Origin of the sequence: Dactylosporangium darangshiense (assembly GCF_039537565.1) — a bacterium.
GTDB classification, from domain to species: domain Bacteria; phylum Actinomycetota; class Actinomycetes; order Mycobacteriales; family Micromonosporaceae; genus Dactylosporangium; species Dactylosporangium darangshiense.
Genome location: NZ_BAABAT010000004.1, coordinates 46,092 through 58,956 on the forward strand (window position 1 = coordinate 46,092; position 12,865 = coordinate 58,956).

At 73.6% G+C, this 12,865-nt stretch carries 6 protein-coding genes and 1 pseudogene; 5 read left to right on the plus strand and 2 right to left on the minus strand.

What is annotated here, in order from left to right; translation table 11 throughout:
• Nucleotides 1–512 precede the first annotated feature (512 nt).
• Nucleotides 513–4,529 carry a type VII secretion protein EccCa gene (eccCa, locus tag ABD901_RS10020; protein ID WP_345123709.1) on the minus strand — a complete coding sequence of 1,339 codons (4,017 nt, stop codon included), beginning with the start codon at nucleotides 4,527–4,529 and terminating at the stop codon, nucleotides 513–515.
• Between the two features lie 132 nt (nucleotides 4,530–4,661).
• Here eccCa and eccD point away from each other — a divergent pair, with 132 nt between their 5' ends.
• The gene (eccD, locus tag ABD901_RS10025; RefSeq protein ID WP_345123711.1) at nucleotides 4,662–6,101 is read left to right on the plus strand and encodes a type VII secretion integral membrane protein EccD; all 1,440 of its coding nucleotides are present in this window, start codon (nucleotides 4,662–4,664) and stop codon (nucleotides 6,099–6,101) included.
• Nucleotides 6,102–6,321: 220 nt separating this feature from the next.
• On the opposite strand, the gene ABD901_RS10030 is transcribed toward eccD, so the two are convergent.
• Nucleotides 6,322–6,861 carry an inorganic diphosphatase gene (locus ABD901_RS10030; protein WP_345123715.1) on the minus strand — a complete coding sequence of 180 codons (540 nt, stop codon included), beginning with the start codon at nucleotides 6,859–6,861 and terminating at the stop codon, nucleotides 6,322–6,324.
• A gap of 57 nt (nucleotides 6,862–6,918) precedes the next feature.
• Between ABD901_RS10030 and dacB the strand changes: the two genes are divergently transcribed.
• The 4 genes and pseudogenes from dacB (at nucleotide 6,919) to ABD901_RS10050 (ending at nucleotide 12,818) form a co-directional block, all read left to right on the plus strand.
• Nucleotides 6,919–8,346: a D-alanyl-D-alanine carboxypeptidase/D-alanyl-D-alanine endopeptidase gene (gene dacB / locus ABD901_RS10035; RefSeq protein WP_380137114.1), complete on the plus strand. Its 1,428-nt coding sequence runs from the start codon at nucleotides 6,919–6,921 to the stop codon at nucleotides 8,344–8,346.
• An 88-nt stretch (nucleotides 8,347–8,434) separates the two neighbouring features.
• A pseudogene (locus tag ABD901_RS10040) lies at nucleotides 8,435–9,517 on the plus strand (zinc-dependent metalloprotease); the annotation flags it as partial.
• A gap of 523 nt (nucleotides 9,518–10,040) precedes the next feature.
• Entirely contained in the window at nucleotides 10,041–11,123 is a 1,083-nt protein-coding gene (gene tilS / locus ABD901_RS10045; protein WP_380137112.1) for a tRNA lysidine(34) synthetase TilS, read from the plus strand.
• An 84-nt stretch (nucleotides 11,124–11,207) separates the two neighbouring features.
• The gene (locus ABD901_RS10050; protein ID WP_345123719.1) at nucleotides 11,208–12,818 is read left to right on the plus strand and encodes a gamma-glutamyltransferase family protein; all 1,611 of its coding nucleotides are present in this window, start codon (nucleotides 11,208–11,210) and stop codon (nucleotides 12,816–12,818) included.
• The last annotated feature ends 47 nt before the right edge of the window (nucleotides 12,819–12,865 follow it).

Here is a 12,865-nt window from a genome sequence, read left to right on the forward strand (position 1 = left end):
TCGTGTGGGCAGCGCGTGCACGACCGGCTCTCACGGGCCGGCGGTACGTGGTGGCCGCTGCCCACCGCGCGGCTCGAGGTCCACGGCCTACGTGCTGCGTCCGCCCCGCGCTCACGGCCCGCGCCCCCGCGCTCACGGCCCGCGCCCGCAGCCCACTAACGCGCCGCGTGGTCCCCGGCGCGGCCGAAACCGTACGGCGCGGCCCGCCGCCCACCTCCGCGGGCTCGCAGCCAGTCGCGCGGCCCGCCGCTCACTCACGCAGTGCGCGGCCAACGGCCCGGGCGTGCGGCCCAGGGGCGAGCCGTGAGGGCGCTCCCGGAGCGGCCGCGATGCGATGCCGGCGGGTGGGTGTGTCGGCCCGCCCGGTGTGACCGCGGTCTGCGGTGCTCGGCCTACGGCCGGGCGCGAGGCCTGCCGCTGAGGCGTGCGGCCTGCGGTGCGCGCCGGCGAAAGTGCGCTGCGCGGGCAATAGCGTGCGGCAAGCGGCGGGGTGCCAGGTGGCCGTGGGTTGGTCAGGTGGCGGGGAGGTCGGCGATCTGGATCAGGGTGCCGTTCTCCTTCCTTGTCACCAGCCGGCCGCGGCCGGCGGGGAGCGGGCCGAACCTTACGTCGCCCAGCACAGCGCCGTCCTCGCGGTCGCCGGACATGACCAGGCCCGGGGTGGCCAGTTCCTTCAGGCGCTGGATCACCGGCTCGTAGAGGGCGCGGGTGGCGCCGCCGCTGCGGCGGGTCAGGATCAGGTGCAGGCCGATGTCGCGGGCCTGGGCCAGGTAGGGCAGCAGCGGCGACAGCGGGTTGGTGCCGCCGGTCGGCACCAGGTCGTAGTCGTCGACCAGGACGAAGCACTGCGGGCCGGCCCACCAGCTGCGGCTGCGTAGCTGGTCCTCGGTGACGTCGGGGCCGGGCATGCGGCGCTCCATGTAGTCGGCGACGGACGCCATGAGGTCCTCGGTCTGCTGCGTCCCGGTCCCGTATCCGATCAGGTGCTCCGTCCGCACCGCGCCGAGCAGGCTGCGCCGGTGGTCGATCAGCACGATCCGCGCCTCCTGGGGCGTGAAACGGGTGCTGATCATCGTGGCGATCACCCGCAGCAGGGTCGACTTGCCCGACTCCGGGCCGCCGAAGGCCATGAAGTGCGGCTCGCCGGCGAAGTCGATCCGGACGGGGCACAGGTCGGACTCCGCGATGCCGATCGGCAGCGCGAACCGGTTCGCCGGGTCGGCGTCGTCGGCGATCGCCGTGAACGGAACGGCCGCGGGCAGCAGGCGGATGGGCTGTGCCGGTGCGCCGGTCCAGGCCGCCGCGATCGCGCTCACCAGGTCGGCCGGCTCGCCGCCGGTCAGCTGTGGCCGGACGACCAGCAGGTGCAGGCCCTCGGGCGTGATGCCCCGGCCGGGCGCCTCGTTCGGCACGGTGTTGGCCGCCTTGCGCGTGGCCATGCTGTCGGTCGCGTCGCCGAGGCGCAGCTCGACCCGCGCGCCGAAGAGATCGCGGAAGTTGGACCGCAGGTCCATCCAGCGCGACGCCGACACGATCATGTGGATGCCGTATGAGAGGCCGCGCGCCGCGATGTCGAACAGGACGGGCTCGAGCTCCTCGTAGTCGTTGCGCACGCTCGGCCAGCCGTCGATGACCAGGAACACGTCGCCCCAGCCGTCGTCGGGGCTCCCGGCGCCGCCGGCCGCGCGTCGCCGCCGATAGGTGGCCATGCCGTCGAGCCCGGCAGCGGCGAAGCGTTGCTCCCGGGCCTCGAGCAGCGCCGCGACCTCGCCGACGGTACGCCGCACGAGTGCGGCGTCGAGCCGTCCGGCGACTCCGCCGACGTGCGGCAGGTCGCGCAGCCCGGCGAGCTGGCCGCCGCCGAAGTCCAGGCAGTACACCTGCACCTCCTGCGGCGTGTGCGTGAGCGCCAGCGCCGCGACCAGCGTCCGCAGCGTCACGGACTTGCCGCTGAGCGGGCCCCCGACGACCGCGACGTGCCCCTGTGCGCCGTCGAGCCGGAACCACATCGCATCGCGCCGCTGCTCCAGCGGGTTGTCGATCAGCGCGGCCGGGACATGTAGCGCGCCGTGCAGTTGCGCGTCGGTCACCGTCAGCCCGCGGCTCGGGTCGACCGCCACCGGCCCGAGCACGTCGTCCAGCGGCGCCGAGCGCGGCAGCGGCAGCAGCCAGACCTGGTGCGCCGGCATGCCCCGCCCCGCCAGCCGGTCGACGACGATGTCGAGCAGGCTCTCGCCCTCGGGCGCCTCCGCGGGCTCGGCCGTGGCCACGGGCGCCGGCGGCAGCGGCACGTATCGCGACCCGTACGGCATCACCCGCGGCCGCCCCACGCCGCCGGACACCGCGGCGGCCGGCCCCGTGCGCCGCCAGCGCCCGCCGACGTAGGCGCCCTTGAAGCGGATCAACGGCTCGGTGCCGGACTTGAGGATGCCGTGCCCGCCGGGCTTGCGCGGCAGTTCGTGCGCATCGGGCACGCCGAGCACGGTCCGCGACTCGAGGGAGTTGAACGTGCGCAGCGCGATCCGATAGGACAGGTGAGTTTCGAGCCCCCGCAGCCGGCCCTCCTCCAGCCGCTGCGAGGCGAGCAGCAGGTGCATGCCCAGGGACCGGCCGACCCGTCCGATCTGCACGAACAGGTCGATGAAGTCGGGCTTGGCCTCGAGCATCTCGCTGAACTCGTCGACGATGACCAGCAGGCTCGGCAGCGGGGGCAGCGGCGCGCCGCCGGCCCGGGCCCGCTCGTGGTCGCGAACCGAGTCGTACCCCAACCTGCGCAGCAGCTCCTGCCGGCGGATCACCTCGCCGGTGACCGCCTGGGTCATCCGGTCGACCAGCAGCAGCTCGGTGCGCAGGTTGGAGATGAACGCGGCCACGTGCGGCAGCCGGTCCATCCGCGCGAACGTCGCGCCGCCCTTGTAGTCGATCAGCACGAAGTTGAGCGTCTCGGACGAGTGCGTCGCCGCGAGCCCGAGCACCAGCGTGCGCAGCAGCTCGGACTTGCCGGAGCCGGTCGCGCCGATGAGGAGCCCGTGCGGCCCCATCCCGTCCTCGGAGGACTCCTTCAGATCCAGGTCGACCGGCTGCCCCTGCGGCCCGACGCCGATCGACACCCGCAGCCGGTCGCGGTGCGGCCGGGGCGCCCACGCCCGGGCGACGTCGAGCGTCTCGGGGTCGCCGATGCTCAGCAGCGTCGGGAAGTCCAGGTCGGCGCCGGGCTCCCGGGCGTCGGCGGGCTGCTGTTCGGCGGCGCTGGTGACCGCCAGCCGCAGCGGGGCGAGCCGCCGCGCGACGGCCTCCACCTCGGCGAGGTCGAGCGAGTCGGCGACCCCGATCGGCGGCTCCGGCTCGGCGATGTCGTTGTCGGACGAGATCGTGGTCAGCCGGCCGCCCGACGAGTCGAGCACGATCGCGGACCGGTCCAGCAGGCGCGGCGGCTCCCGGTCGAGCTCGACGAGCGTCACGCCCTCGATTCCGCCGTCGGTGCCCAGGTGGGCGCTGCCGGACAGGTCGCCGCCGTCGAGGATCACGACGAGATGCGGCGCCGACGACGGGCCGTGCGCCTCGTCGGCGTCGAACCGCCCGCGGCTGCCGAGCAGGTCGTCGAGGCGCTCCTCGAGCTCCTTGGCGGTGTCGGCGAACAGCCGGACAGGGCCGAGTGCGTCGACGCGTGTCGGGTGCAGCGCGTGCGGCAGCCACTTCGTCCACTCCCACCACTCGCGTCGCTCGGGCGCGGCGCACACCGCGACCAGCAGGTCGTCGGGGGCGTGGAACACCGCGAGCTGGGCGAGCATGGCCCGCGCGAGCGCCCGCGCCGGGTCGCGCGGCTCGGGAAGTCCGGCGTGCGATCCGTCGCCGGGGCGTGAGGGCCCGCGGTCGGCGCGCAGGTGGATGCGCGCGAAGCTGCGCAGCGAGATCGCCACCGGCAGGTCGGGCACCACGGAATAGGCGTCCAGGAATCGGCGCAGGGCCGCAGCGGTCATCGGCTCGAGGTCCTCCAGCGGCCTGGTCAGCGGCGGGATCAGCGGCGTGGCGAGCGTCTGCGGGCCGACCGCGACCCGCACGATCGCGAAGTCGCCGTCGGTCGGGCGCCGTTCCCACAGCCGGAAGCTGTCGACCGAGGACCACAGCGAATGCGGGTCCGGATGGCGATAGTGCAGACCCGTGCGCTGCTTCGCCGCCGTCTCGCGGACCCGTCGGCGCAGCGTCGCCAGATGCCGCAGGTACTCGCGGCGGGCCGCCATCATCTCCGCCTTCTTCGGCGTCCCGGCGCCGGCCGAGCTGAACAGCATGCCCAGCGTGGAGAAGCCGAAGACCGCGCCGATGACATAGGAATAGGTGCCGCCGTCGCGCCCCGCGAACAGCATCGCCGTCGCGATCGTCCCGGTCAGCATCGGCACGACCTGGAGCATCTGCTGCCAGCGCGACGCAGGCGCCTGCGGGATCTCCGGTGGCGCCTGCACGACCAGCTCCCCGCTCGGGATTTCCGGAGCGGGGCGGCGCGGGAGTCTTTTGACGACGACCGATGTCACGCCGGGGACTCTAGGCCGGGGGTACGACAGTTCGCGCCCCCGCCGAACGAATTCGTGACGAGTTCGTCACTGTCTGAAATCAAAGGTCGAGCGGGACGACGAGGCCCCGGACATCGTGGTACGTGTATTTCCATGTCCTCCTCAGCGGCCGGTCTGGCCCGCATCACGATCAACGCGCCGAAGAGGCGCGTCGATGTCGCGGTGCCTGATGCCGTACCGCTGGCTGAACTGCTCCCCGAACTGCTGCAGCATGCGGGGAACGGGCTCGCCGACGACGGGGAGCGGCACGGGGGCTGGCTGCTGCGCCGCTCGGACGGCACGACCCTGTCGGCGGCAGCGGGCCTGGCGGGACAGGGCGTGCACGACGGCGCCGTCCTGCACCTGGTGCCCGCGCGGGCGGGCTGGCCAGAGCTCGAGTACGACGACGTGGTCGAGGCCATCGCCGCCGGCGCACGACGACAGGGGCTGCCGTGGAGCCCGGCCGCGACCCGAGCCACCGCACTGTCGATCGCCGGCGCCGGCTTCGCCGTTGCGCTCCTGGCGATCGTCCGGGCCGACATGCCCCTCGCCGCCGCGGCCGTCGCCGCCGGGCTGGTCCTGGCCGGCATCGCGGCCTCGCGCGCGTACGGCGACGCGGTGGTCGGCTCGGCGCTCGCCGCCTTCGGGCTGCCGTTCGCGGCGGCCGGCGGCTGGCTGGCCGCGCCGCAGCCGGCGACGCCAGCCGGTCGCAGTCTGCTCTGCGCCGTCGCGCTGCTGCTGGTGTCCCTGGTCGCCGCGGTCGGCGTCGCGCATCTCGTGCGGATCTTCGTCGCCGGGATGACCGTGGGCATGATCGGCGCGCTCGGCGGGCTGCTCGCCACGGTCACCCGCCCGGCCGCCGCTGCGGCGATCGTCCTTGCCGTCCTCGCCGCCGGCGTCGCAGGGCTGCCGCTCCTGGCGATCCGGCTCGGGAAGCTGCCGATGCCGGTCGTCGCGCTGCCCGGCGATCTGGCGTTGGGCGGTCGAGGGCCGAGCGGTGCGGTCGTGCCACGCGGCGACCTTGCGTCGGGCGGTCGAGGGCCGGGCGGTGCGTTCGCGCCACCCGGCGACCTGGCGTCCGGCGGTCGCGGGTCGGCCGGGTCGGTCGAACGAGCGCGGATCTTCGCCGCAGTCGCACGGACCGACGAGATGCTGACCGGGATGCTGCTGGGCCTCGCGATCGCCGGGACCGCCGCGTCGGTGGTGCTCGCCCGGTCCGGCGACGTCTCCGGCGGGGTGCTGGTCGCGGTCGCCGGCACGGCGCTGCTGCTGCGGGCGCGGACCTTCCTGACCGTCCGTCAGCGCCTGCCGCTCATCGTCACGGGGGCGGTCGGGTTTGCCCTGGTTGCCCTGTTCGCAAGGGTCGACGCCGGGATCATTGCCGCGGCGGTACCGCTGGCCGCGCTGATCGTGGCCGTCGCGGGTGCTCGGGCGGCGGTGCGACCGGCCTCGCCGTACGTGGGGCGGGCGGCCGATCTGCTGGACACGCTGTGCGTGGTCGCGGTGATCCCGCTGGCTTGCGCGGTGGTGGGGCTATACGGCCTGTTCTTGTAGCGCCGCAACGACGGACGTAGGGCCGCAACGACGGACGTAGGGCCGCAACCACCGGCGTAGGGCCCGGTAGCAGCGGGCGGGTAGGGCCGTGACAACGGACGTAGGGCCGTAACAACTACGACGATCTCGCGGCGCACGGCCCCGACGGGCGCAAGAAGCCGGAAACGCAACGAGCGCCCGGGCCGTTGACCGGCCGGGCGCTCGTGAAGTCGCTGCGTGCCTACTCGATCGGACGGGCGATCGGGGCGACGCCGGGGTCGTGGTACGTGCCGGCGGCGATCGCTTCCTGGTAGCGACGGCGGGACTCGACGATCTCCGCCTCGGCCTCGACGCGGCCGACCCACGTGGCGCCCTCGACGCTCTTGCCGGGCTCGAGGTCCTTGTACACCTCGAAGAAGTGCTGGATCTCCAGCCGGTCGAACTCGCCCAGGTGGTGGATGTCGCGCAGGTGCTCGAGGCGCGGGTCGTCGGCGGGGACGCAGAGGACCTTGTCGTCGCCGCCCTTCTCGTCCGTCATCCGGAACATCCCGATCGCCCGGGAACGGATGAGGCAGCCGGGGAAGGTGGGGGACTGCACGAGCACGAGCGCGTCGAGCGGGTCCTCGTCCTGGCCGAGGGTGCCCTCGATGTAGCCGTAGTCTGCCGGGTACTGCGTGGAGGTGAACAGCGTTCGGTCGAGCCGGATCCTGCCCGTGGCGTGGTCAACCTCGTACTTGTTGCGCTGACCCTTGGGGATTTCGACCGTGACGTCGAAGTCCATCTGATGACTCCTCACCCTCGCACCGCTGCGCCGACCATTAGTCTCGCGTACGGCACGATGGGGCGAAACGGGGAGGGTCCGGTGTCGAGGGAAACACCACAGCGTGGCGGGCGGGCCGGCCTGATCGGCGCCATCGTCGCGCTGGTCGTGGCGCTCGCCCTGGCCGGGGTGGCCGTGTTCGCCGGTTCCGGCGTCGTGAGCGCGCTCGGGCTCGACGGCGGGCAGAAGGCGCGCTGGCGCGCCGGTACGACGCCGCCCGCGCCCCCGCCGGTGCTCGCCGCGATGGACAGCCAGGCGCCGCTGCCGACGGAGTCGGGCGTCTCCACGGCGCTGTCGCCGCTGCTGCACGTGCAGGCGCTCGGGCCGCATTTCACGGCTTCGGTCGTCGACGTGTCCACCGGGCAGTCGATCTACTCGTCGGAGCAGGACGCCGGGATGACCCCGGCGTCGACCACCAAGATCGTCACCGCGGCGACCGTGCTGGCGGCGCGTGGCCCGGCGTACCGAATCCAGACGCGCGTGGTCGCGGGAGCGCAGCCGGGCGAGGTCGTGATCGTCGGGGGCGGCGATCCGACGCTGGCGGTGTTCCCGACGTCGTACTACCCCGGCGCGCCCCGCATCGACGACCTCGCGACGCAGGTCAAGCAGGCGCTCGGCGACACCGCGCCGACCAAGGTCATCTACGACACGTCGCTGTACCAGGGGTCGGGCATCGGGCCGGGCTGGGACTCCGACGCGACGACCGGCGGTTCCGGCGCCGTGATCACGCCGCTCATGACCGAGGGCGGGCGGACGAAGTCGCAGCCCTACTCCGACCGGTACGCCCAGCCCGACGTCCAGGCCGCGCAGGCGTTCGCGAAGGCCCTCGGGGTGCCCGCCAACGCCGTCGCCGCCGGCACTGCGCCGCAGGGCGCGAAGGAGCTCGGCAAGGTCGAGTCGGCGCCGCTGGCCCGCATGGTCGAGTTCATGCTGCAGGAGAGCGACAACGTGCTCGCCGACTCGCTGGCGCGCCAGGTCGCCCTGGCGAAAAACCAACCGGCGTCGTTCGAGGGCGCCGCTTCCGCAATGAAGGGTGTACTCGAGGAGCTCGGCCTCCCCGTCACCGGCTACGGCCTCTTCGACGGTAGCGGCTTCTCCCGCAACGACCGGCTCTCGCCGGCGTTGCTGACCGGCATCCTCGCGATGGCCGCGCGCGCCGACCGCGGCGACCTGCACGCGATCTTCAGTGGCCTGCCCGTCGCCGCCTATTCGGGCACTCTCGCCAAGCGGTACACGAAGTCGCAGGAGGGCTCCTCCGCCGCCGGCCTGGTCCGTGCGAAGACCGGCACGCTCACGGGCGTCAACTCGCTCGCGGGCATCCTCGTCGATGCCGACGGGCGGACCCTGGCGTTCGCGTTCATGGCCGACCAGACCACCAACGCGAACCAGGCCGTGACCGCGCTCGACCGCGTTGCCGCAGCTCTCGCCGCATGTGGTTGCCGCTGAGCACATCCTCGATCACGCAGCGTCGATCAGGGTGTACTCAGGGTTTCTTCTTCCCGCGGCGCTGGCCGAGCGCGGGTACGGTTGGTTCATGGCGCAGTTCGTCGATTGGGATCTGGCCGCAGCAACCGCCGCGGCGCTGGGCAAGAGCGGCCCCGCCGTGTCCTACGAGGAGGCCGCGGACGCGGTCACCGACCTTCGTGAACTGGCCGAAGAAGCGGCCGGGCACGTCACCGACTTCACCGGCCTGCGGGCCATGATCCAGGGCCCCCCGGTGCGCGTCGTCGATCGCCGCGACTGGGCCGCCACCAACATCGAGGGCCTCCGCGAGGTCATCCAGCCGCTGGCCGAGCGGCTCGCGGGCGGCAAGGCGCCGGGCGCCATCGTCGGGGCCATCGGCTCGCGCCTCACCGGGGTCCAGGCCGGCACGGTGCTTGCGTACCTGTCCGGCAAGGTCCTCGGTCAGTACGAGGTCTTCTCCGCCGATCCCGGCCAGCTGCTCCTCGTCGCGCCGAACATCGTCGAGGCCGAGCGCAAGCTGGGCGCCGACTCCCGGGACTTCCGCCTCTGGGTGTGCCTGCACGAGGTGACCCACCGGGTGCAGTTCACGGGGGTGCCGTGGATGCGGGGGTACTTCCTGGGCGAGGTCGGCGCCTTCGTGGACGCCTCACAGCTCAACCAGGACCAGCTCGCCGAGCGCGTGCGCCGCGGCATCAGCGCCCTCGCCGACGTCGTGCGCGACCCCGACAGCCGGGTCTCAGTGCTCGACCTCGTCCAGACGCCCGGCCAGAAGGCGGTGCTCGACCGGTTGACCGCCCTGATGACGGTGCTGGAGGGCCACGCCGAGTTCGTCATGGACGGCGTAGGCCCCGACGTGATCCCGAGCGTCGAGGAGATCCGCAGCAAGTTCAACCGCCGCCGCGAGGCCGGCAACCCACTCGACCGCGTCCTGCGCAAGCTGCTCGGCGTCGATGTCAAGCTGCGCCAATACGCCGAGGGCCGCAAGTTCGTCCACGCGGTCGTCGAGCGGGTCGGCATGGCGAGCTTCAACAAGATCTGGCAGTCGCCGCTGACCATCCCGCGCCTCGACGAGCTCGGCGACCCCGAGGCCTGGATCGTGCGCGTGCTGGGTGAGAGCGCCCTGCACCGTCCGGCTCCGACGCCGCCGCTGCCGATCACCGCGCAGGCCGCGGTGACGGAGGCGCCGCCCGCCCCGGTCCCGGCGGTGCCCGAGTCGGTCGACGAGTCCCCGGCGGAGGCCGGCGTCGCGGAGCCGACGGAGGTCGCCGGCCTGGCCGCCGAGGAGCTGGAGACGGCCGCGGTCGCCGAGCCCGAGCTCGAGCCGGAGGCTGTGGCTGTGGCGGAACCCGAGGCTGACGCTGAGCCGGCCGAGGTCGAGCCCGGTCCGCCGCCTACGCCCGTTGACGCGTTCGATCCCGCCGAGGCGGCGGGGCCGGTGCCCGCGGAGCCGGACGCTGGAGAGGCGTCGGACGAAGAGCCGGTGTCCGAGGCTGCGGCGGTCGAGGACCCCGTGGTCGAGGATGCGACGGCTGAGGAGCACGCTGCCGACGAGCCGGCTGCCGAGGAGTCGGCCGCTGCGGAGACGGCGAGCGCGGAAGTGAGCGGTGCGGAGGGCGACGAGGACGAGCGTGGCGCGGTGGGTGGTCCCGCCGCGTCCGCGAGCAGCGGCTGATCGAGTGGCCGCCCTCGCGCCGGCCGTTGCCGCGGTGAGAAACGCGGTGCGGCGCAGCCTTGCCGGGGTTGCGCCGGCCGGACGCGTGGGCGGCCCGATCGAGGACCGGCTGGCTGACGGACGCGACGCCGCGGGCCACGGGGGCAGCGCGATCGGCGATGACCTGGTGGCCGGGCCGGTGCTCGTGGCGTGCTCGGGCGGGGCGGACTCGATGGCGCTGGCCGTGGCGGCGCGGTTCGTGACGCGGCGGATGGGGGTGCGCTGCGGGCTCGTGACCGTCGACCATGGGCTGCAGGAAGGGTCGGGGGAGCGGGCCGAGCGGCTGGCGGAGTGGGCGCGCGAGCGCGGGTTCGAGCCGGTTGACGTGCGGGTCGTGCGGGTCGGCGAAGTCGGCGGGCCGGAGGCGGCGGCCCGGGAGGCGCGGTATGCGGCGCTGGAAGAAGCCGCGATCGAGCATCGGGCCGCGGTCGTGTTGCTCGGGCATACCCGCGACGATCAGGCCGAGACGGTGTTGCTCGCGCTCGCCCGGGGGTCGGGGCCGCGCGGGCTGGCGGGGATGCCGTGGCGGCGGGAGCGGCGCGGGGTGGCGTTCGTGCGGCCGCTGCTCGACGTGAGCCGGGCCGACACTCGGGCCGCGTGCGAGGTGGACGGGCTGCCGGTTTGGGACGACCCGCACAACAGCGATGCGGCGTACGCGCGGTCGCGCATTCGACCCCTTGTCGATGCGCTGGGGGCTGCGGTGGTGGACAACCTGGCGCGGACGGCTCGGCTCGTGGGCGCCGACTCCGAGTATCTGGACGAGCTCGCGGGCGAGGCGCTGGAGAAGGCCCTGGGCGGGGGTGGCGCCGGGGGAGCCGGGCTTGCGGTCGACGACCTGGCGCGACTGCCCGATCCGATCCGGACCCGGGTGCTGCATGCCTGGGCGCTGCGGCTCGGGGCGCCCGGGTCCGCCCTCTCGCATCGGCACGTCGGCGCGCTCGATGCGCTGGTCTCGAACTGGCACGGGCAGGGAGCGGTGGCGCTGCCGGGCGGGATCTCGGTCGTACGAGCCGCCGGAAGGCTGCAAGCCGAACACTGCCACCCCTGAGAAAACCGCCGAGGGTTGACCGCGCGTGCGGTCTGCGCCGAGGGTCTGGAGACGGGCCGAGGGCGGGGGCGAGGGGCGAAGCACATGGCGTACCAAATCGAACGCTGTTCGGTTTTTGTCCCGAACGGGGTCGTGGCCACGAGCCAGGCGTTGGCGGCTGGGGCGGGGCTCGACGTGCTGCGGCGCGGCGGGAACGCGATCGACGCCGCCATTGCCACTGCCGTAGCGCTCACGGTGGTGCAGCCGGGGTCGAACGACATCGGCGGAGACCTGTTTGCGCTGGTCTGGGACGGGGAGCGGCTGCACGGGCTGAACGCTTCGGGGCGTTCGCCGGCGCTGCTGAACCGGGAGCTGGTGCTGTCGAGGGCGCCGAGGGCCGCGGCCTCCGCCGCGCTCGGTGGTCATCAGGCCACCGTCCGTAGCGCCATGCCGGACCGTGGGTGGCTGCCGGTGACCGTGCCGGGGGCGCCGCGCGGGTGGCGAGACCTGCACGAGCGGTTCGGGTCGCTGCCGTTTGCTGACCTGTTCACCGATGCGATCGGGTACGCCGAGCACGGCTACCCGGTGTCGCCGGCCGTTGCCGCCTCGTGGCGGAGGGCGGCCGAGGTGGTCTACCCGGCGTTGCGCGGGCCGGAGTTCGCGGAGTGGGGTCGGGTCTTCACGCTCGATGACCGGGCGCCGGCGGCGGGGGAGCGGTGGAGCAATCCGGACGCCGGGCGCACGTTGCGTTCGATCGCGGGGACGTACGGTGACTCCTTTTATCGCGGCGAAGTCGCGGAGGCGATCGTCGCGCACGCGGAGCGGACCGGCGGGCTGCTGCGGGAGGGTGACCTGGCGTCACACTCGTCGGACTGGGTGCAGCCGATCTCGATGCGGTACCGCGGGCACGAGGTCTGGGAGCTGCCGCCCAACGGGCAGGGGATCGCGGCGCTGATCGCGCTCGGTGTGCTGGACGGCTACGAAGGGTCGCCGGGGCTGCACGAGCAGATCGAGGCGGTCAAGCTCGGGTTTGCCGACGCACACGCGTACGTGGCGGACCCGCGGGTCGGCGCGCCCGTGGCGGAGCTGCTGGACTCCGCGTATCTGGACGGTCGCCGGGCGTCGATCGGACCGCGGGCTGGGCTGTATGTGGCGGGGGAGCCGACCCGGGGCGGGACCGTATATCTGTGCACTGCGGACCGTGACGGGCGGATGGTGAGCCTGATCCAGTCCAACTACATGGGGTTCGGCTCGTTCGTGGTGGTGCCGGGGACCGGGGTCGGGCTGCAGGACCGCGGGGCCGGGTTCGTGCTGGACGAAGGGCACCCGAACGTGGTCGGGCCCGCGAAACGGCCGTACCACACGATCATTCCCGCGTTCCTGACCCGCGACGGCGAGCCGGTCGGGCCGTTCGGGGTGATGGGCGGGCACATGCAGCCGCAGGGCCACGTTCAGGTGGTTCTGTCGACCGTCGACGGGCGGCTGGACCCGCAGGCGGCGCTCAACCGTCCGCGTTGGTACTGGCACTCCGGGTTGGATGTGCAGGTCGAGCCGGGGTTGGCGGGCGAGGCCGACGAGCTGCGACGGCGCGGTCATCGAGTCTCGATCGCCACCGAGCCGGGGGTGTTCGGGGCGGGGCAGGCCATATGGCGTACCGCATCCGGATATGTCGCAGGATCGGAACCCAGGGTCGACGGGGCGGCAGTGGGCCATTAGCGCGAGAGACAGTTCTCTCATCCGCCGACCCGGCATCGATCCGGGGC